This window comes from Gordonia sp. OPL2 (assembly GCF_003797825.1).
In the GTDB taxonomy this organism is placed as follows: Bacteria; Actinomycetota; Actinomycetes; order Mycobacteriales; family Mycobacteriaceae; genus Gordonia.
This window is the reverse complement of the sequence record NZ_RKME01000037.1, coordinates 31256-50787: the sequence shown is the minus strand read 5'-3', so window position 1 is coordinate 50787 and position 19532 is coordinate 31256. Positions and strand designations below refer to the sequence as shown.

Here is a 19532-nt window from a genome sequence, read left to right as displayed (position 1 = left end):
GGTCAGGGGTCAGGGGTCGGGGGTCCACTCCGGACATGCGCACACCAGCGGTGACGCTCACGCCGGACCCGCCGACCGCTCCCGGCCAACCCGACACCAGCATCACCGCAGGTGGGTGGATAACTGGATAGTCCAGACATGCGCACACCAGCGGTGACGCTCATGTCGGACCCGCCGACCACGCCCATCCCGAGTCGGCCCAGCGGCCGCCGACCGTGTCCAGTTTTTCGCCGACTGTGTCTCACAAATCGCCGAGCGTGCCCGGGTGTCGTCGAGCGTGTCCGCGTGGACCCGATCGGCGAAATCGAGGACACGGTCGGCGAAATCGAGGGCACGGTCGGCGAAAAGCAGGACACGGTCGCGGGGTGTGGAACGCCCCGCCGCACAACACCCGTTGCAACGAGAAGCCAACAGGGACAAAAGCTTTGAGGCGCTGACATGGCGCGTTCCGTACTGTACGGTCTGCACTATGCGAAAGAATCTTCTCGGTCTCATACCTGTCATCGGTGCGGCTGCCGGGCTCGGATTCGTCGGGGCCGGCACGGCGAGTGCTGCACTTCCTCCCTTCGAACTGTCGGAAGGGGCGGTCGGCGGTACCTCGCTGACCGTGAACGTGACCCGCGACGACTCCGCCGGCGGGCCGTACGTCTGCATCGGCGTGGCCAAGCAGCAAGGCCTGCCGGACGGCGTGAACGTCTCCATCCCGAGCAACCCGACGCTCGTCGGACCCAACGGGACCACGGGCGTGCGGATCGCTCCAGTGAGCCCGACGACCGACTACACGGTCACCGTGACCTGTACCGGCCTCGGCGGCGTCGCCAGCGAGTCGATCGACGTCACGACCACCACCGGTGGCGGGGGCGGCGGGGGCACCGGCAGCCTCAGCTTCTGACCATCCCCTCGCTCGGGCTGCCGTAGCATCTCCGCGCATGGGCAAGAAGTCGAAGAAGTCGGCGAAGTCGCATCCGAAGAAGCACGGGCACGGGCGGTCCGGTCAGGACGTCGTCGGTACGACGGCCGGTGAGAACGACTCTGCAACAGCACCTCCGATGAAGAACAAGGAGTACCGCAAGCAGCTGAAGGAGCTGCATGCGGAGCTGGTCGCGATGCAGGAGTGGGTGAAGTCCACCGGCGCCAAGGTCTGTGTGATCTTCGAGGGTCGCGACACCGCGGGCAAGGGCGGCACGATCAAGGCGATCACCGAGCGGGTCAGTCCGCGCGTGTTCCGCGTCGTGGCGCTGCCGACCCCGACCGAGCGTGAGAAGTCGCAGATGTTCCTGCAGCGCTACGTCCCGCACCTGCCGGCTGCCGGTGAGGTCGTGATCTTCGATCGCAGTTGGTACAACCGCACGGGTGTGGAACGGGTGATGGGATTCTGCACCGAGGAACAGTCCGAACAGTTCCTTGCCGACTGCCCGGAGTTCGAGCGGGCGGTCGTGCGTTCGGGTGTCATCCTGATCAAGTACTGGCTCGAGGTGAGCCAGGAGCAGCAGACCCTCCGGTTGCAGAGTCGCATCGAGGATCCGCGCAAGTACTGGAAGCTGTCGCCGATGGACGTGAAGTCCTACACCCACTGGGACGATTACACCCGCGCCCGTGACGACATGTTCCGATACACCGACACCGGATGGGCGCCCTGGTATGTCGCGCGCACCGACGACAAGAAGCGTGGTCGGCTGAACATCATCACGCATCTGCTCGACCAGATCCCGTACACGCCGCTCGAGGCACCGGACATCGAACTGCCCGAACGCAAGCGCAGCGACTACGTCAGTCCCCATCTGGCGGTCACCCAGATCCCGACACCGTTCTGAGTCCGATGGCCGAGCGGGTCAGGCAAGCAGTCGCCACAGCCCGATCAAGCCGACGACGACGATGATCGCGCGGAGTGCGCCGGGGGACAGTCGTCGCCCGTAGCGGGCTCCGATCACGCCGCCGGCGAGCGAGCCGACGGCGATCACACCGGCTGCCGCCCAGTCGATCCGGTCGAAGGCGACCGCGGTGTACACGACGGCGGCCACGACATTGACGACCAGGGACAGCAGGTTCTTCGCGGCGTTCATCCGCTGCAGGTGATCCGGTACGACCACGCCGAGCACCCCCATCAGCAGAATGCCCTGGGCGGCGGTGAAATAGCCGCCGTAGATCCCGACCGCGAAGGTGCCGATCACCATCAGCGCGATCCGGGTGCCGCTCAGCGCCGGTGCGTCGTGCCCGGGGCCGACCGATCGCAGGCCCACCCACTTCTGGATTCTGGGCTGCGCGACGACGAGGATCAGGGCCGCGACCAGTAGGACCGGCACGATCGCCTCGAACACCGTCTCGGGCAGGTGCAGCAGCAGCCAGCAGCCGACCACCGCGCCGGTGAACGACGCCGGTATCTGCCAGCGCAGCTGCGGCCACTGTCCCTCGAGCTCACGACGGTAGCCCCACGTCCCTGACACACCACCCGCGACGAGACCGATGGCGTTGGACATGGTCGCGGTCACCGGCGGCACCCCGAAGGCGACCAGCGTCGGGAACGTGATCAGTGTCCCGCTGCCCACCACGGCATTGATCGCGCCCGCCCCGACTCCGGCGAGCAGGACGGCGAGCAGTTCCCAGGTCGTCACCTGTCGAGGGTGCCCGTCGTTGCCCGCGGCCGGATCAGCGGGGTCCCCGTCGGATCGGTCGCACTCTGCCGGACGATTCGCCGACGACGCCCTAAGCTCGAAACATGAGCAGCACTGACGAGGTCGTCGAACAGATCCTGAGCACCTACGACACGATCACGGTCGTCGGTGCGAGCGCCAATCCGTCGAAGGCGGCCAACGAGGTCCCGGCCTACATGGCCGAGCACGGCTGGCGGATCATCCCGGTCAACCCGCACGCCGACGAGATCGTCGGACAGAAGGTGTACCGCACCCTCGCCGACATCCCCGAGCAGGTCGGTCTGGTCGACGTCTTCCGCCCGTCGGAGGATGCCGCCGAGGTCGCGCGACAGGCCGTCGCCGCCGGCGCCTCCGCGCTCTGGCTGCAACTGGGGATCCGGTCGCCCGAAGCGCGTGCGATCGCCGAGGAGGCCGGCCTGAGCTACGTCGAGGACCGCTGCCTGATCATCGAACAGCGTCGGACCGGCCTCACCGCTCCGACGGCCTGACTCCCGACCCGCCCGCGTCACGAGCTGATCGGGGACACGACCCGTGCATTTCGAGACCGCCGACATCACCGGCGACCGACTCCCGCTGTTCCTGCTCTTCCTGTCGTTCGTGATCACCTTCCTGACGACGCGGTTGATCACCCGCCTCATCCGTGCGGGCAAGGGGCCCTTCAAGAACAATGTGCGGGGCGGGGTGCACATCCACCACGCGGTGCCCGGCATCATCCTGACCGTCGCCGGTGCATTCGTCTCGGTGGCCGTCGACGGTGCGCGGCCCGGCGCGGAGATCAGCGCGGTCATGATCGGCATCGGGACCTCGCTGGTGCTCGACGAGTTCGCGCTCATCCTGCATCTCGAGGACGTCTACTGGTCGCGCGAGGGACAGCTGTCGGTGCAGGTGGTGTGTCTGACGATGGCCGGGCTCGGTCTGTCCGTGCTGGGACTGAATCCCCTGCGCTCCGACGCCGACGACACGGTGACGATCGGACCCATCGCGCTCTCGCTGAATCTGCCGATCACGATCGGCTGTCTCCTGATCTGCGTGGCCAAGGGGAAGTACTCGACCGCGGCCATCGGCGCGTTCATCGCGCCGGTCGCCTGGATCGGGGCCATCCGGCTCGCCCGACCGCGGTCCCGGTGGGCGCGCAAACGCTATTCGACCGAGAAGCGTGAGCGAGCACGAGTGCGTGCCGAGGCCTTCGACAAGCGTTACGGCTCCTGGGGTCTCGACGTCGAGGACCTCGTCGCCGGCCGCCCGACCGACGACGGCCAGGAGGCTCAACCCGCCGCTGCCGCCTGAGATCCACCGGGTCCGAACGCCGCCCGGGCCAGGTCCATGAATGCCCGGACCGCGGGTCCGGCGGTGGCACGCCACACGAATCCGAGAGACGCGCGATCGTCGACGCCGCGGATCGGCTTGCCCACCACGACATCCGCGCGGTCGGCCGCGATCGACTCGCTCAGGATTCCCACACCGAGGCCGCAGGCGACGAGTTCGACGACGGCGTCGGGCGACGACGCCTCCAGCGTGATCCGCACATCACCGCTGTCGCGGTCGAAGGCGGCCCGGATGCCGGCGCCGCGCGGCAGCCCGACGACGGTGGCGTCGCGCAGATCCCGCAACGACACCGCGGTGCGCGTCGCGAGTGGGTGTCCATGCGGGACAACCGCGACGACCCGCTCGCGGACGACGGCGAACTCCTCGATGCCGTCGGGCAGATCGCCCGCGTACCCGGCGAGCGCGACGTCGAGCTCGCCGCGCATGACCCTTTCGACGAGCAGATCGGACGCGGCCTCCGTCAGCGACAGCCCGACGCCGGGATGCGTTGTCCGGAACTCGCCGAGCGCGGCGAACAGCGGCCGCACCGTGCATCCGTCGACCATGCCGACGGCCAGGTTCCCGCGGAGCAACTGATTCACATCGGCAACCGCCTGCCGCACCGAGTCTGCGGCGGCGAGCGCGTCCCGAGCTGCCGGGAGTGCCGCACGTCCGGCGTCGGTGAGTGCGACCCGTCGCCCGGCGCGATCGAACAGCGGCGCCCCGAGCTCCCGTTCGAGTCCGCGGATCTGCGCGCTGATGTTGGGCTGGGTGGTGTGGACGCGAGTGGCGGCGCTGGTGAAGTTGGCGTCGGTCGCCACCGCGACGAAGTACTCGAGTTGACGCAAGTCCATAACTGATGATGATACTTTTCATCGTCTGAATCAGTTGGACTTCTCGTGCCGTCGTCGGCATTGTCGATGGAGAACACACAAGCCCCGCCGACGCGGGAACCGACCGAAGGAGACGTCATGACCGACAAGAAGTCCGTACCCGTGGCGACCACGCCCGAGGAGATCACCCGCCTGTTCGTGGAGTTCTCGAACGCCGGCGACGCCGATGCCGTCGCGTCGCTCTACCACCCGGATGCCGTGATGGCGTACCCGCCGGGGCAGGTGACCCGCGGTCGGTCGGCCATCCGCGAGCTGTGGGCGTCGGTGCTCGAACACCGCCCCACATTCACCCCCGAGACACCGCTCCCGACACTGTATTTCGGTGATGACCTGGCCCTCACCTCCACTCCGCCACGCGACGGCGCCGGTGCACGCGCGCAGGTCGTCGCCCGGCAGGACGACGGCTCGTGGGTGCGCATCATCGATCAGCCGGAGTTCCAGACCCCCACCTCCTGACCACCGAGCGCACCGATGGCGCACCAATCAATCGCGCACGATCAAAGTTGTAGACTCGACGTCACGACCGACGACGAGGGGTGTGCGAACGATGACGGGCAAGGTGACCGACGACCCGATCGTCGACGACCCCGCACTCGGCGACAATCCGCTCCTGCTCGAGCGGCAGGTGTGTTTCGCGCTCGCCGTCGCCAACCGGTCGGTCCTCAAGATCTACCGGCGACTGCTCGAGCCGCTCGGGCTCACTCATCCGCAGTACCTGGTCATGCTCGCGCTGTGGGAGCAGTCGCCGCGCGCAGTCAAGGACATCGGTCAAGTGCTGCAACTGGATTCGGCGACACTGTCGCCGTTGCTGAAGCGACTCGAGACCGCCGGCCTCGTCGTCCGGCAGCGTCGCGGTGACGATGAGCGCAACGTCGACATCGCGCTGACCGAACCGGGTCGTGCCCTGCGTCGGCAGGCGCTCGACATCCCGCCGGCCGTCGTCGACGCCCTCGGGGTCGACCTGGCCGATCTGGAAGAACTGCATTCCGTCCTCACCCGGGTCAATGCGGCGGCGGTGCGTGCGGATTCGCGCTGAGCGTGCGGTCGGGGTGCGGTGCCGGCAACGGGCTGTGGGCGTGAGCGCGCGGTGCTAGCGTCGAGGAAGGTGTCGTCGATCGCCCCAAGGAGGCGGATCATGACCTCTTCTCCCTTCCCTCGTTCGCGCGGTCGTGCCCGATCGATCACGGTCGGCGCAGTACTTGCGGTGATCCTCGGAGTCGGTGCTCTCGCCGCGCCGGCGAACGCCCAGATCGACATCAAACGCGGCCAGACCGGCGCGGTCATGCTGGCCAAACAGGCGGACTGCCGCCTGTCACCGAACGGACTGACCGCCCGGGACGCGCAGTTCACCGTCCTCGCCCCCGGACGCACGACGGGCGCGAACGTCCGCACCAAGGTGGTTCGCATCATCGACGGCAAGGCGGTGCAGATGCCGGGTACACGCTGGTCGGGCTGGCAACAGGTCCTGCCCGCCAAGCCGGTCCAATTCCGCGGCGGATACGTCTGGACCGGAAAGGTCCGTGCCCGACTCGAGGTCGGACACCTGGTCGAATTCTGGGGTCTGCGTGGTGGATTGATCGGTGCGACCCTGGCCGTGCAGAACCGCTACCTGACCACCCAGAGCGGCGCGCCGGATTTCGGCTCGCTGGGTCCGTGGCTGCCGGTGCAGCGATACTGCCAGATGCCGCGTCGCTGACCCGCACCCGGACCTCCGAGGACTCGCCGGCGTCGAGGACTATGGTCGACCCATGGGAACGATCGCAATCGTCGTCATCGTGATCACCATCGTGGTCGCGCTGTTCATCCTCGGCGGCGCGGTGTGGTTCGCCTGGGACTCCGACAAGCGGGTCAAGACGTTCGCGCGCTCCACCGACCTGGTCCCCGGCAAACCCGGACGCGCCCCGGAGGACTGGACATCGGCGACTTCGACGGAAGCATTGCTGCATCAGCGAATCCGATACGCGATCGCCGATGTGCATGCGAATCCGGCGATCCCGCACGACGCCGACCTGGTCGCGGCGCGAGACCGTCTCGACGACGCCGTCTTCGACCTCGACGACAAACTCATCGCCGCCGCCGAACTGTCCGACGACGACGACAAGCGCGCCCGGTTGTCGTCGGCCGAGTCGGCCGTCGTCGTCCTCGAGGAGCTCCCGAAGAAGCTGTGGGAGGCACCGAAAGACACCCAGCTCACCGATCTCGAGAAGGTGACCGCAGCACTCGCCCGCGCATGACCGGGCACGGCTACCCGGCGGGCACGCGGGCCCGCTGATGGTCGACGACTCCCACGGCCACGACGAACCGGCCGGCGACGCCGGCGTCGACGACGATCTCCTCACCGGTCGCACACTGTGGGTCATCCTGCTGCTGGCCCTGATCGCCGGCGCCGTCGCGGGTTTCCTCGGTGGCGCGTTCCGTTGGCTGCTCGAACACATCGACGCCTGGCGCGGCGACCTCGTCGACTGGTCGCACGGACACGCGACCTGGGCGTGGTTGGTGCCGGTCGCCGTCTCCGCTGTTGCGGCGGCCGCCGCGGCCGCGATCGCCCGATGGCAGCCGTTGTCGGCGGGCAGCGGCATCCAGCACGTGGAGGCCGTCGACCGCGGTGAGGCCGATCCGCCGCCGCTGTCGGTGGTTCCCGCGAGGTTCGTCGGTGGTCTGCTGTCCATCGGTGCCGCGGGAATGGTCCTCGGTCGGGAGGGACCCACGGTGCACATGGCGGCGGCGATCGGTGCGGCAGCCGGGCGATGGGCACGACTCGCGATCGACGAGATCCGTTTGCTGCAGACCGTGCTGTCGGGCACCGGACTCGCGGTCGCGTTCAACGCACCGATCAGCGCGGTCTTCTTCATCTTCGAAGAGGTCGCCAAGAAGTTCCGGCTGCGCGAGGCGGTCGTGACGATGGTGGCGGTCGCCATCGGGGTCGGGGCCAGTCGACTCGTCCTCGGTGACCAACCGGACTTCCCGCACGTCGGGAACGTCTCCGCGCCTTCGCTCACGACGGTGCCGATCTTCGTCGTCTTCGGCCTCGCCGTCGGTCTGCTCGGCGTCGTCTACAACCGGCTGATCCTGTCCTGCATGGACATATTCGACAGCATCGGCCGGATACCCGCGGTGGTGAAGGCGGGCGTCATCGGTGGGGTCGTCGGAATACTGCTGTTCGCCGAACCCGATGTCGTCGGCGGCGGAGACGTTCTCGCACATCTGATCCTGACCGGGCAGCACTTCGCGCTGCCGGCGGTGATCCTCTATGTCGCGGTGCGTTTCGTCCTGGGGCCCATCTCCTATGCCGCCGGTACACCGGGTGGCATCTTCGCCCCGATCCTCGCGTTGGGCGCCCTCATGGGTGTGGTCGCCGGCCGCATCACCGAAGTCGTGGTGCCCGGCCTCGATCAGGATCTGACCATCGCGTTCGCGCTCGTCGGGATGTCCACGCTGTTCGCGGCGATCGTCCGGGCGCCGTTCACCGGGCTGGTGCTGGTGATCGAGATGACCGCGGTGACCTCGGTGACGATCCCGATGCTCGTCTCCGGTGCGATGGCGGTGGTGATCGCGTCGCTGCTGCGTTCACCGCCGATCTACGACGCCCTGCGGGTGCGGATGCTCGAGCGTGGGGTCGGGGGTGCGCGGGGTGGTGTGGCCGGCCCTTCGTGATGCTCGCAAGCTCGCTCCTCAGGGACCGGGTTGGGCGGGCTCGCTGGTCAGGGGTCGGGGTAGCGACGGCCCTTCGTGACGCTCGCAAGCTCGCTCCTCAGGGACCGGGTTTGCGGGATCGCTCCTCAGGGACCGGAACTTCAGGCGTCCTGATCTGCCAGGTCGATCAGCTTCTGGACGGTCTTCAGATTGCGGCCCGTGCCCTGGACGCCCAGCCCCTTGGCGATGACGGGCGCGGTGAGCTTGGAGACGCCGGCGCCCTCGACGTACCGGATGTGCAGATCGTTGCCGATGACGGTGAATTCGTCGGAGCCGAACTGCCGCTCGGCGAAGGCCGCCACCTTGTCGGCGGCCGGCACACCGGTCAGACAGTAGACGTAGGAGAACTTCGGCTCCGACACCTCGAAGGGATGCGCCTGCAGCGCCGCGGCCAGCTCGTCACGGGAGCGGCTGATGACCTCGCGGGAGTATCCGAATCGCTCGGTGATCGCCTTCTCCAGTGCGCGATCGAAAGTCGCTGCCGCACCGGGTGGTTCGCACAGCAGGTTTCCCGACGCGATGTAGGTCGAGACGTTGGTGGCGCCGAGCTCTTCGGCCATGGCACGCAGATCGGCCATGGGGAGCTTGGCGCCACCGACGTTGACCGCGCGGATCAGCACCACGCGACGCGACATGGTCCTCCTCGGTCGGGACGGGTCAGATCACCGTCGGACGCGGCGGCGGATCCGGCTGCGGAGGGCCGGGATTCGGTGTTCCCGGGTCCGGCGGTGGGGGAGTCGGGATGGGCGGCTCCGGCGGTGGCTCGGGGACCGGCTCCGGTGCCGGCATCGGATCAGGCGGCGGCTGCGGGGGAGGGACTGGCTGGCCCATGATCACTCCTCACTGAGGGGAGAACGACGACGGGTGCTCGTCGGTTGTGGGATCGGCCCACCTGCCCGACGTTACGCCGAGGATCGTGGTCCGGCCACGTCATACGTCAGATGTGTCACCAGCGAGGTGGCGCGCGCCGACGTCGGGGTGAGCGTCACGTCCTCGAGGCCGTCGAAGAGGTTCTCGCCGGCACCGCTGACGAACGGTGCGACGTGCAACCGCAATTCGTCGACGAAGCCGGCGAGAAGATACTGGCGCAACGTGTCGGTGCCGCCGGCGATCGAGATCGAACCGTCGTCGCCCACGACGTCGACGGCCCGCGCGAAGGCATCCTCGATGCCGCCGGTGACGAAGTGAAACACGGTGCCGCCGTCCATCTCCAGCGGCTCACGCGCGTGATGGGTGAGCACGAAGACCGGGGCGTGATACGGCGGCTCGGGACCCCACCACCCTTTCCAGGCGTCGTCCGGCCAGTCTCCTCGGATCGGACCGAACATGTTGCGCCCCATGATGTATGCACCGTGTCCCAGGATCGCCTCGATCTCGGCGGTGTTCTCCTCGGCAGCGTCGAACATCCAGCGGTGCGCCTGCTCGAACCCGGTGCCCATGGGGGCGTCCTCGGTCTGGCCGGGCCCGGCGCCGTATCCGTCGAGGGAGATGGCGATGTCGGCCGTGACTCGTGGCATTGGTCCTCCTGCGGTCGATGATTCGTCGGGTCAGACTCGGGTCGCAACGCAAAGTCATCGGTGCCGGCGACGCGCCTCCGCAGCGAGGTCAGCGGAGTTTGGCGAGATCGGTCTTGATGAGCATGACGTTGTAGTCATCCCACCGGGATGCGACGAAGTACAGCATCTGTCCGGTCGCCCGCGGATGGATGTAGGGCGCATAGAGACCCTGGGTCTGCGCGGCCGGCACGATCACCTTCGGTCCGCTCCACGGGCCGACCGGGGTGGGCGAGGTCCGTAGCAGGATGGACCCGGCCTGCTCCGAGAGCATCACGAACCGGCCGAGATAGCTGTTCCAGGCGACCGACATCTCGCTCACCGGTTGTCGCACGATCGGGACGGCGTCGGCCGGACGCGGTGACCATGTGCCACCCCGGTAGTACTCGTAACGATCGAGGTTCAGGATGTCGGCTGGACGGACACGGGACACGAAGGCGGCGCCGAAGCGGCCGTTCGGGGTCCCGTACTGGTAGACGTAGCCGCCGGACCGCAGGAACGCCCCCATCTGGAATCGCCCATGCCCCTGGGCGACCTGACTGACGCCCGGCACGGTCAGGTCGAGATTCGCGCGGATGGTGCTGTTGTCGGTCGTCCACGTCTGCCCGTTGTCGCGGGAGACGGCGATCGCCGAATAGTTGGTCTCCCAGCGACCGGGGCCGACCCAGCGGTGGATCGACATGTAGCTCATGAACTGTGTGCCGCCGATCGCGATGCCACCCGTCGGGATCTTGCCGACCTCGGTGTTGCGCACCCCGATCGCGTTCAGCATCGGCTGGGCGAACGTCGGATGTGCCGGTGTCACCGAGGCGCCGGACCGGACGGACCCGGGGATCGCGTTCGGGAACGTGATGCCCTTGTCGAGGTCGGCATTGCCGTTGCTGCGCAGCATCGTGTTGTGGCGCCACACCATCTGGCCGGCGCACTCGCCCCAGGTGTCGCCGAAGGCCATGAGCACCTGGCCGGACCCGTTGTCCCACGGCACGCCCACGTCGGTCGAGGTGATCGAGAACCGCTGATCGGTGCGGTTGGGACTGCGCGGTCCGGTCACCCACTGCACCGCGCGGCTGGCGCCCTTGAGCTTCACCAGAGGTCCCTGCGGCTTCTTGCCGTTGGCCCGGTAGCTGCCGAAGTCCATGCTGCCGAGACCGATGTCGCTCGATCCGCTGCTCCCGGTGCTGCCGACGTCGCCGCCATGGAAGCCGACCGCACTGCAGATCGAGGCCTGCGCAGGTGAGGAGACCGTCGCGAGACCCGTGATCGCCAGCGCGGCGGACGTTCCGACGATGAGCAGACGCCATCTGGACATGGACGACCCCCTGCGGACTGGTGACTGATGGTGCCAGTGTTGCAGAACTCAGGGGATCTCCACAGATCGTGGTCCGAACCGAGACGTAGGCGTTATCGGCAGCGTCATCGGCAGTTCAGGACCCGGCCGACGGTGTGGGGGCCGGCCCGATGTAGCGGGCCCGTGGCCGGATGATCTTGCGTGAGCGCGCCTGCTCGGCGATGTTGGCGCACCAGCCGACCACCCGACTCACCGCAAATGTCGGCGTGAACATCGATCGCGGTATGCCACAGGCGTCCATCACGACGCCGGCGTAGAACTCGACGTTGGCATAGCGCGGCTGATCGGGATGCGCCTCGCGCAGCACCTCGACGACACGCCTCTCCACGTCGACGGCCGCATCGACCGTGGGCCCGCCCAGGTCGACGGCGATGTCGCGCAACAACTCCGAGCGCGGGTCGACGGTTCGGTAGACGGCATGGCCGAATCCCATGATCCGTCGACGTGCCGCCACCTGCTCGCGCGCCCACGCGGTGGCGTCACCGTGGCGGGCGATCTCGTCGAGGGAGTCGAGGGCGCGGTCAGGAGCGCCGCCGTGCAGCGGACCCGAGAATGCGCCGAGCGCACCGCACACCGCGGCATAGACATCCGCGCCGGTCGATGCGATGACCCTGGCGGTGAACGTCGACGCGTTGAAGCCGTGGTCGACGGTCGCGATGAGGTACTGCTCGACGGCGCGCACATGCTCGGGTGCCGGTCGTCGTCCGGTCACCTGATACAGCCAGTTCGCCGCCACCGACAGCGCCGGATCGGGGGCGATCGGCTCCTCACCCACACGGATGCGGTGGAGCGCCGCGAGCACCGTCGGCGTCAGTGCGGCCACCCGCATCGTGTCGTGCCGGATGGTGTCGGGATCGGCGTCCCAGAGCGGTCCGGCATGGGCGGCCGGGCCCGCCGCCGACAACACCGTCCGCAATCCCGCGAGGGTGTCACGATCGTCGCCGAGCAGCGCGGCCGTCCGGAGCAATCCGGTGAGCTCATCCGGGATGTCGCGCAGGGCCGTCGTCGCCGCGCGGAAGTCGTCGAGGTCCGCGGGGCCGGGAAGCTCACCGTGCACGAAGAGGTACCACACGTCCTCGAAGGACCGGGTGCGGGCGAGGTCGACCGCCGAATGCTCACGATAGTGATAGAAGCCCTCGTCGCCGCGTACGTCGCCGATCTCGGTGTCGGCCACGACGACGTTCGCCAGCCCCTCCGGTGCGATCAGTTGTTCCATCTCCGACCTCCGCTCATCCACGGCCGCAGCAGGTTCCGCGACGGCACCTCTCACGATGGGCGGTGTTGATGATCATCGTCAATGTTGATTTGATCAACATGTGAACCGTATGCACACACGGCGTTTCCCGACGCCGATCCACCACGACGGGCGCGACTACCTCACCACCGGGCAGGTAGCGCGGTTGCTCGGGGTGAAGGTGCCCACCGTGTACGCCTACGTCAGCCGAGGGCGCCTCACGAGTGCGCGGATCGACGGGGTCGATGGCAGCGTGTTCGCCGTCGAGGAGATCGAGAATCTCGTCTCCGGTCGGCGTGGTCGCGCACCTGCCGGCGTCGTCGAACGCATCCAGACCCGACTCACCCTGCTGAACGGCGACCAGCTGTTCTATCGCGGACGCGACGTCGCCGAGCTCGTCGCCACGGAACGATTCGAAGACGTCGCGAATCTGTTGTGGGACAACGATGTCGACTGGAAGTCGTCGCACGCTGTCGACCGTGGTGGCCTCCGTTCGGTGATCCGGGCTGCCGGTGGCCCCAACGCGCGCGGCCTCGACCTCATCCGCCTGACCGTCGATGTCCTCGGCGCCCGCGACCCCGGCCGTCATCGTCGCGAGTCGTCGGCGGTGGCGGATACCGCCGCACGCATCATCGGCGCGTGCGTGGATGTGCTCGACCCCGACGGGACTTGTGCGACGGAACCGGCGGGAACTATCGCCGCACGACTCTGGCCGTGTCTCACCGACGAACGACCGACGCGGCGCAAGATCGACGCCCTCGACGCCGCGCTGATCCTGCTCGCCGATCACGATCTCGCCGCGGGGACAATCGCGGCGCGGGTCGCGGCGAGCGCGCGCGGCAGCATCTACGCGGTGCTCGGGGCGGGGCTCGGAGCCTTCGACGGTCCGGTCCACGGTGGCGCGACGACATTGGCCCATCGCTTCCTCGCCGATGCCCTCGACGACCCGGCCGCCGCGCTGTCGGAGCAGCTCTACCTGGGCAGGCCGGTGCCGGGGACCGGGCACGTCGTCTATCGCCACCGTGACCCGCGTGCCGAGATCCTCATCGAACTGCTGCGCACGTCCGGCGGAGGTGACCGACGCGTCATGCCCGCCGTCGACGACATCCGTCGGCAGCTTCCCGACGGCACCTTCGTCAACTCTGACTTCGCGCTCGCGGCGCTCGCGCTGCGTCACCGGATGACGCCGGACGCGGCCGAGACGATCTTCGGTCTCGCCCGGATGGTGGGCTGGACCGCCCACGCCCTCGAGGAGTACGGCGAGCGCCGACTGCGGTTCCGCCCCGAGGGTGTCTACACCGGAGTACGGCCCGGCGCCTCTCCGCCATTCCCTCCGCAGACATAGCGGGAACCGTCGTCCAGCGACGATTTTCGCTACGTCTGCGAACAGGGGACGGGGAAGGGGGAAGGTGTGACGGTCGGTCGGGTATCGCGCGTGTCACGTTGTGCTCGGGCGGTCGTCACGAACAATGAGAGGATGACCTCTGACCCGGAGCAGTCCGGACGCATCGCGGCGAGTCGGTGGTGGCATGCGATCCTCGCCGCCGTCATCGTCGGCTCGCTGATCCTGCAACTGTGGCTGATCTTCTCCGGCGGCGCGGACGCGAACTCCGGCGACACCGGCGAGGCGGTGAGCATGCCGGTCCGGCTGTGGCGGATGTTCAGCTACTTCACCATCGACAGCAACATCGTCGTCCTCGTGGTGAGCGTGCTCCTCGTTCTCGATCCGCTACGGCACGGGACGTGGTGGTCGGTGGCGAGGTTGAACGCGCTGCTGGCGATCACCATCACCGGTCTCGTGTTCGACATCGTGCTCGCCCCCGACGTGCACCTCACCGGTGGCGCGCTGGTCGCCACGATCGGCTTCCACTACATTGCGCCGTGGGCGTTCGTCCTGGGCTGGCTGCTCTTCGGTCCGCGGCCGGCGTTCCGGTGGTCGACGATCCCGGGCGCGTTCATCCTGCCGGTGATCTGGCTGATCTACATCTTCACCCAGGGCGCGTTCACCGACTGGTACCCGTACCCGTTCCTCGACGTCACCGACGTCGGCTACCTGCGTGCGGTCGTGAACGCGATCCTCGTCGTCATCCTCGGCCTGATCCTCGCCGCGGCGTTCAAGGTCGTCGACGGCGTCGTCCCGTCACTGCTGCGGCCGCGTCGAGATGGAGCAGCGGATCAGGACGGCGGTCCGGCCACCGCGAACGTGCGACGGAACGGCAACACCGTGCCCCACGACTTCGGCGGATAGGCCTCGCGCAGGCGCTCTTTCAGCTCGGCGACGAACGTCTCGCGGTCACCGTCGTCGAGTGCCAGCAGATACGGTCGCGCGGCGGTTCCGGAGATCCAGTCGTAGACCGGGTCGGTGCCGTGCAGCACGTGCATGTACGTCGTCGACCACGCGTTGGTGAAGAAGCCCCGGTCGGTGAAGAACTCCAGATACTGCGCCGGATCGAACGCGGGCAGTCGTCGGACACCACCCAGGCGATCGGCGAAACGCGGGTCGTCGGCGAGCTCGGCGAGGCTGCGATGCGTGGGCGAGTCGCTGTTGTCGGGCACCTGCAACGCGAACACTCCGCCCTCGGTCAGATAGGCGAGGAGACGGTCGATTGCCGCGAACTGATCGGGCACCCACTGGAACATCGCGTTGGAGATGATGAGGTCGACGGGCTGATCCGGTGTCCACTCGGAGGCGTCGGCGATGTCGTAGTTGGCGTGCGCGTCGGTGTTCTCGCGAATCGCCTGATCGATCATCGTCGGTGACGAATCGATGCCGAGAACCTGCGCGTCCGGCCACATCGCGCGCAGGTGACGGGTGAGATGGCCTGGACCACAACCGAGATCGATGATCGTCGACGGCGCCGTCGGAATCTGTGCGATGAGATCGAGGTAGGGCCGTGCGCGGTCGTCGGCGAACTGGAGGTAGCGATCCGGATCCCACGTCTGCATGAACCCACCCTAGTGTTTCGGACAGCCACTCGGCAGGGGTCGAAGGTTGCCGGCGGCCGAGCACCGGGTGTCGGATCGGGGTGGGGGTACCCTTCCTTGCGTGACCGACGCAGTGTTCGACGACCCCCGACTCGAGACCCTCGATCCCTCCGACGGCCGAGGGTCATCGGATCCGACCGATGTTGTCGAGATCTCCACCGACGGTGCGTGCCTGGGCAATCCCGGGCCCGGGGGGTGGGGTGCGATCCTGCGCTACCGGGGCAAGGAGAAGCGCATCTCCGGAGCCGATCCCGCCACCACGAACAACAAGATGGAACTCACCGGTGCCATCGAGGCACTGGCCGCGCTGACCCGGCCGTCGACCGTCGTGCTCTACACCGACTCCAGTTATGTCCGCAACGGCATCACCAAGTGGGTGGCCGGGTGGCAACGCAACGGCTGGAAGACCTCCGACAAGAAGCCGGTGAAGAACGCCGATCTGTGGCGACGCCTCGTCGACGAGGAGAAGCGGCACGAGGTCACCTGGAAGTGGGTGAAGGGCCACGCGGGCGATCACTACAACGAGATCGCCGACGAGCTCGCCACGTCGGCCGCCCGACAGATCGCGGACGCCCGATGAGCGATCGTGGGGATGCGCGACAACTGACCGTCGCGGTCGAGCCCGAGCCCGACGAGCACCTGGTCGCCGCGGTCGAGCAGGCGGGCGGACGGGTCGTCGGCCTCGACGAGGCGCGTGTGCTGGTGTGGATCGGTACCGTCGACGCGTTTCCCGAGCTGCCCGACCACATCGAATGGGTCGCCCTGAAGACCGCGGGCATCGAGGAGTACGTCGGCGCCGGAACCCTCGACGACCGTCGGCTGTGGACCAACGCCTCCGGTTTCTACGCCGACAACGTCGCCGAGCACGCCCTCGCCCTGTTGCTCGCCGGTCTGCGTCAGATCAACACAGCCGTCGTGCGGCACTGGGACAAACAGCCGATCGACACCGCCGTCCGCTCACTGCACGGTTCGACGGTCGCGATCATCGGTGCCGGCGGGATCGCGGCATCTCTGATCCCACGACTGACCGCGTCGGGGGCACGCGTGATCGCGGTGAACCGGTCGGGCAGGCCCGTCGAGGGCGCTGCGGTGACCCTGCCGTCCGAGCGCACGGCCGAGGTGTGGGGTCAGACCGACCACGTGGTGCTCGCCGCGCCGGCCACCGCCGAGACGCGTCACCTGATCAACGCAGAGTCGCTCGCCGCCCTCCCGTCGCACGCCTGGGTGGTCAACGTCGCGCGCGGACCGCTCGTCGACCAGGATGCGCTGGTCACAGCGCTGCGCGACGGACAGATCGCCGGGGCCGCCCTCGACGTCACAGATCCCGAACCGCCCGCCGACGACGATCCGCTCTGGTCGCTGCCGAACGTGATCATCACGCCGCACGTCGCGAACCCGTCGTCGGGGCTGACGCGGACGATGGCGCCGTGGCTCGCCGAGAACATCCGTCGCTACCTCGCCGGCGAGGACATGCTGGCGCGCGTCGACCCCGACAGCGCCTACTAGCCGACCGCTCCGGAGTTCCTGCGCCGATTCGCGCGTCCCGCGCCCGATCGAGTCGGAGCGGGACCAGACGAGGCGCGCACACCCTGCGCCGCCCGATCAAATTCTAGAACGTGTTCCAGTTTCGCTGATTCGGTGGCATCCTCAGTGGCGTGATCCTCGACAGATTCCGTATCGACGACAAGGTTGCGATCATCACGGGCGCCGGCCGCGGGCTGGGGGCGGCGATCGCCGTCGCCTTCGCCGAGGCGGGCGCGGACGTGGTGATCTCCGCACGCAGTGAGACCGAACTCGACAAGGTGGCGGCCCGGGTGGCCGAGGTCGGTCGACGGGCCGAGGTGGTCGTCGCCGATCTGAGCGATCCGGATGCCGCGGCGGCGCTCGCCCAGCGGGCCGTCGACACCTTCGGACGCCTCGACATACTCGTGAACAACGTCGGCGGTGCGCTGCCCCGGCCCTTGCTCGACACGAAGCCCAAACACCTCGCGCAGGCCTTCGACTTCAATGTCACCAATGCGCATGCGCTGGTCACGGCGGCCGTGCCGCACATGCTCGCCGACGACGGGCAGACCGGCTCGATCATCAACGTGACGTCGGCGGTCGGACGGCTGCCGGGTCGCGCCTATGCCGCCTACGGCACCGCGAAGGCGGCGCTTGCCCACTACACCCGGATCGCGGCGATGGACCTGAACCCGCGCATCCGCGTCAACGGCATCGCGCCCGGGGCGATCCTGACCTCCGCGCTCGACATCGTCGCCTCCGACGACGGGATGCGGTCCGCGGTCGAGTCGGCGACGCCGTTGCACAGGCTCGGCGACCCGGACGACATCGCTGCAGCCGCGCTCTACCTGGCCTCACCCGCGGGTGCCTATGTCACCGGCAAGATCCTCGAGGTCGACGGCGGCATCATCGCGCCGAATCTCGATCTGCCGATCCCGGATCTGTAGACCCTTCGTGACGACCGCTCGTTCCTCGCGGTCTCCTCAGGGGTCGGGGTGACGACCTGCCCTCGGTCCCTGAGGGTTCCGGAGCTTGCGGAGGAACGTCACGAAGGGTGGCGGGGGGTCACGGACGCTCGTCGCGAGCAGCCTTCTCCACGATCGTCGCGATCCTCTTGGTCTTGGTCGCAGGCTGTTTGGCGAACGCGATCTGACTGAGTGCGAACTTCCGCACGCTGGGCGGCCAGGCGTCCCAGTGCGTGCGGGCCTGCGGGTCGGCATCGAGAGCGGCGGCGAGTTCCGACGACTCGATGAGTGCCTCGGCGTCGTCGAGCAGATTCCACAGTCCGCGTTCCTTGGCGTCGTCGATGACGGCCTGCCCGGCGGGCTGCATCCGGCCCTCGGCGAGGAGATCGGCGACGCGGGCCTTGTTCGACGCCGCCCACGCGCTCGTGCGGCCACGGCGGGTGAACCACATGCCGCGCCGGTCGTCGTCGATGGTGCGGGTGTGCCCGTCGACCCACCCCCAGCACAGCGCCTCCCGCACGGTCTGGTCGTAGTCGAGCGGCGTTTTGCCGGATTCCTTGCGCCAGAACACAAGCCAGACACCGGCGGAGTCCGCGTGATGGTCGCGCAACCACGCGCGCCACTCGTCGAGGGACTCGGGATGCAGATGCTCCGCGTTCGGGTCGGCCACCTGACCAGGGTAGGCGCTGAGGCGGTCCTCGTCGGTACGATCGAACTCGTGAACGAGGTGCTCGACTTCGCCAAGGACTACTGGTGGCTGATCTTCCCGATCGGCGGCGTCGCCGGTGGGTGGGCCACGCGGGTCGGCGCCTACAACGAGAAGCGGCGGCGCGACAAGATCGAACTCGCCCGGATCAAGGCGTCGGCCCAGACCGAGCAGACACGCATCACGCAGACGAGCAAGACCGCGATCCAGAAGGCGTTCGCCCGCCACGACGGCGTCAACGAACGCTGGTTCGGCTACGAGGTCGACCTGGCCACCCTCATCGACTATCCGATGATGACCGACCTCCGTGAGCCGCTGACGCTCGCCTTCCACCGGGCGAAACTGCGCGCCGACGATCTGCGCCCCACCGATCCCGACGAGCTCCTCGACCCGGCCGCGTTCGCGGAGTATCGCGATGCCGTCGGCGAGTATGCGACGTCCTTCGACGCGGCCGAGCGCGAGGCGCGTCGTCGGCGGCAGTCCGACTTCTCACCCGTCGAACGCGAGCGGCTCGAACGTGCCCGCCGACTGGTCGCCATCGCTGCCGACGACGCCGCGACCCCGGCGGAGCGGCAGGCCGCCTACCGCAGGGCCCGCTCCGAACTCGACGGGTTGATCGCCGTGCCACCCGCGGCGAGCGAGCAACTCGAGAGTCGGATCGCCGCGGCGCTCGAGCCTCGCCGCGACTGAGACCGT

General features: G+C 68.3%; 23 protein-coding genes. 15 read left to right on the top strand and 8 right to left on the bottom strand.

Annotated features, from left to right (window positions below; all coding sequences use genetic code 11):
* Positions 1 to 469: 469 nt before the first annotated feature.
* Positions 470 to 892 carry a hypothetical protein gene (locus EEB19_RS23960; RefSeq protein WP_187589831.1) on the top strand — a complete coding sequence of 141 codons (423 nt, stop codon included), beginning with the start codon at positions 470 to 472 and terminating at the stop codon, positions 890 to 892.
* Positions 893 to 929: 37 nt separating this feature from the next.
* Positions 930 to 1814: a polyphosphate kinase 2 gene (gene ppk2, locus EEB19_RS23955; RefSeq protein WP_187589830.1), complete on the top strand. Its 885-nt coding sequence runs from the start codon at positions 930 to 932 to the stop codon at positions 1812 to 1814.
* Positions 1815 to 1832: 18 nt separating this feature from the next.
* On the opposite strand, the gene EEB19_RS23950 is transcribed toward ppk2, so the two are convergent.
* The gene (locus EEB19_RS23950) at positions 1833 to 2612 is read right to left on the bottom strand and encodes a sulfite exporter TauE/SafE family protein (protein ID WP_187589829.1); all 780 of its coding nucleotides are present in this window, start codon (positions 2610 to 2612) and stop codon (positions 1833 to 1835) included.
* Positions 2613 to 2716: 104 nt separating this feature from the next.
* On the opposite strand from EEB19_RS23950, the gene EEB19_RS23945 reads away from it, so the two are divergent.
* A complete protein-coding gene (locus EEB19_RS23945; RefSeq protein WP_187589828.1) occupies positions 2717 to 3139 on the top strand; it encodes a CoA-binding protein in 423 nt (140 codons plus the stop codon).
* A 43-nt stretch (positions 3140 to 3182) separates the two neighbouring features.
* Complete coding sequence (locus EEB19_RS23940; RefSeq protein ID WP_187589827.1) at positions 3183 to 3938, top strand: hypothetical protein; 756 nt, start codon at positions 3183 to 3185, stop codon at positions 3936 to 3938.
* Here the strand turns inward: EEB19_RS23940 and EEB19_RS23935 are convergent.
* The gene (locus EEB19_RS23935; protein WP_187589826.1) at positions 3917 to 4810 is read right to left on the bottom strand and encodes a LysR family transcriptional regulator; all 894 of its coding nucleotides are present in this window, start codon (positions 4808 to 4810) and stop codon (positions 3917 to 3919) included. The two genes, EEB19_RS23940 and EEB19_RS23935, sit on opposite strands and share 22 nt — an antisense overlap.
* 117 nt (positions 4811 to 4927) lie before the next feature.
* Here EEB19_RS23935 and EEB19_RS23930 point away from each other — a divergent pair, with 117 nt between their 5' ends.
* The 5 genes from EEB19_RS23930 to EEB19_RS23910 all read left to right on the top strand — a co-directional run bounded on the left by EEB19_RS23930 (position 4928) and on the right by EEB19_RS23910 (position 8503).
* On the top strand, positions 4928 to 5305 hold the full coding sequence (locus tag EEB19_RS23930; RefSeq protein WP_187589825.1) for an SgcJ/EcaC family oxidoreductase: 378 nt from the start codon (positions 4928 to 4930) through the stop codon (positions 5303 to 5305).
* 91 nt (positions 5306 to 5396) lie between these two features.
* Positions 5397 to 5885 carry a MarR family winged helix-turn-helix transcriptional regulator gene (locus tag EEB19_RS23925; protein WP_187589824.1) on the top strand — a complete coding sequence of 163 codons (489 nt, stop codon included), beginning with the start codon at positions 5397 to 5399 and terminating at the stop codon, positions 5883 to 5885.
* 99 nt (positions 5886 to 5984) lie between these two features.
* Positions 5985 to 6545 carry a hypothetical protein gene (locus EEB19_RS23920; protein ID WP_187589823.1) on the top strand — a complete coding sequence of 187 codons (561 nt, stop codon included), beginning with the start codon at positions 5985 to 5987 and terminating at the stop codon, positions 6543 to 6545.
* A gap of 52 nt (positions 6546 to 6597) precedes the next feature.
* Positions 6598 to 7083, top strand: coding sequence for a hypothetical protein (locus tag EEB19_RS23915; RefSeq protein ID WP_187589822.1), 486 nt, complete (start codon positions 6598 to 6600; stop codon positions 7081 to 7083).
* Positions 7084 to 7120: 37 nt separating this feature from the next.
* Complete coding sequence (locus EEB19_RS23910) at positions 7121 to 8503, top strand: ClC family H(+)/Cl(-) exchange transporter (protein WP_187589821.1); 1383 nt, start codon at positions 7121 to 7123, stop codon at positions 8501 to 8503.
* 140 nt (positions 8504 to 8643) lie between these two features.
* Here EEB19_RS23910 and EEB19_RS23905 read toward each other — a convergent pair whose 3' ends face one another.
* The 4 genes from EEB19_RS23905 to EEB19_RS23890 form a co-directional block, all read right to left on the bottom strand.
* Positions 8644 to 9177, bottom strand: a complete 534-nt coding sequence (locus tag EEB19_RS23905) for a DUF1697 domain-containing protein (RefSeq protein WP_187589820.1) — start codon at positions 9175 to 9177, stop codon at positions 8644 to 8646.
* A gap of 267 nt (positions 9178 to 9444) precedes the next feature.
* Entirely contained in the window at positions 9445 to 10059 is a 615-nt protein-coding gene (locus EEB19_RS23900; RefSeq protein ID WP_187589819.1) for a dihydrofolate reductase family protein, read from the bottom strand.
* An 88-nt stretch (positions 10060 to 10147) separates the two neighbouring features.
* Positions 10148 to 11404, bottom strand: a complete 1257-nt coding sequence (locus tag EEB19_RS23895) for a DUF4185 domain-containing protein (protein WP_187589818.1) — start codon at positions 11402 to 11404, stop codon at positions 10148 to 10150.
* Between the two features lie 115 nt (positions 11405 to 11519).
* The gene (locus tag EEB19_RS23890) at positions 11520 to 12659 is read right to left on the bottom strand and encodes a citrate/2-methylcitrate synthase (RefSeq protein WP_187589817.1); all 1140 of its coding nucleotides are present in this window, start codon (positions 12657 to 12659) and stop codon (positions 11520 to 11522) included.
* A gap of 100 nt (positions 12660 to 12759) precedes the next feature.
* Here EEB19_RS23890 and EEB19_RS23885 point away from each other — a divergent pair, with 100 nt between their 5' ends.
* Together EEB19_RS23885 and EEB19_RS23880 are read left to right on the top strand one after the other, a co-directional pair.
* Positions 12760 to 14022: a citrate synthase gene (locus tag EEB19_RS23885; RefSeq protein ID WP_187589816.1), complete on the top strand. Its 1263-nt coding sequence runs from the start codon at positions 12760 to 12762 to the stop codon at positions 14020 to 14022.
* A gap of 132 nt (positions 14023 to 14154) precedes the next feature.
* Positions 14155 to 14925 (top strand): Pr6Pr family membrane protein, encoded by a 771-nt coding sequence (locus EEB19_RS23880; RefSeq protein ID WP_187589815.1) that lies wholly within the window; start codon positions 14155 to 14157, stop codon positions 14923 to 14925.
* On the opposite strand, the gene EEB19_RS23875 is transcribed toward EEB19_RS23880, so the two are convergent.
* Positions 14853 to 15623, bottom strand: coding sequence for a methyltransferase domain-containing protein (locus tag EEB19_RS23875; protein ID WP_187589814.1), 771 nt, complete (start codon positions 15621 to 15623; stop codon positions 14853 to 14855). The genes EEB19_RS23880 and EEB19_RS23875 overlap by 73 nt on opposite strands.
* Before the next feature lie 190 nt (positions 15624 to 15813).
* On the opposite strand from EEB19_RS23875, the gene rnhA reads away from it, so the two are divergent.
* From rnhA to EEB19_RS23860, 3 genes are all read left to right on the top strand, one after another.
* Positions 15814 to 16242, top strand: coding sequence for a ribonuclease HI (rnhA, locus tag EEB19_RS23870; RefSeq protein WP_262365885.1), 429 nt, complete (start codon positions 15814 to 15816; stop codon positions 16240 to 16242).
* A complete protein-coding gene (locus EEB19_RS23865; protein WP_187589813.1) occupies positions 16239 to 17168 on the top strand; it encodes a D-isomer specific 2-hydroxyacid dehydrogenase family protein in 930 nt (309 codons plus the stop codon). Before rnhA ends, EEB19_RS23865 begins: the two co-directional genes overlap by 4 nt.
* Positions 17169 to 17317: 149 nt before the next feature.
* Complete coding sequence (locus EEB19_RS23860; RefSeq protein ID WP_187589812.1) at positions 17318 to 18112, top strand: SDR family oxidoreductase; 795 nt, start codon at positions 17318 to 17320, stop codon at positions 18110 to 18112.
* 118 nt (positions 18113 to 18230) lie between these two features.
* On the opposite strand, the gene EEB19_RS23855 is transcribed toward EEB19_RS23860, so the two are convergent.
* Positions 18231 to 18800 carry a YdeI family protein gene (locus EEB19_RS23855; protein WP_187589811.1) on the bottom strand — a complete coding sequence of 190 codons (570 nt, stop codon included), beginning with the start codon at positions 18798 to 18800 and terminating at the stop codon, positions 18231 to 18233.
* A gap of 48 nt (positions 18801 to 18848) precedes the next feature.
* On the opposite strand from EEB19_RS23855, the gene EEB19_RS23850 reads away from it, so the two are divergent.
* Positions 18849 to 19526 (top strand): hypothetical protein, encoded by a 678-nt coding sequence (locus EEB19_RS23850; RefSeq protein WP_187589810.1) that lies wholly within the window; start codon positions 18849 to 18851, stop codon positions 19524 to 19526.
* Positions 19527 to 19532 lie beyond the last annotated feature (6 nt).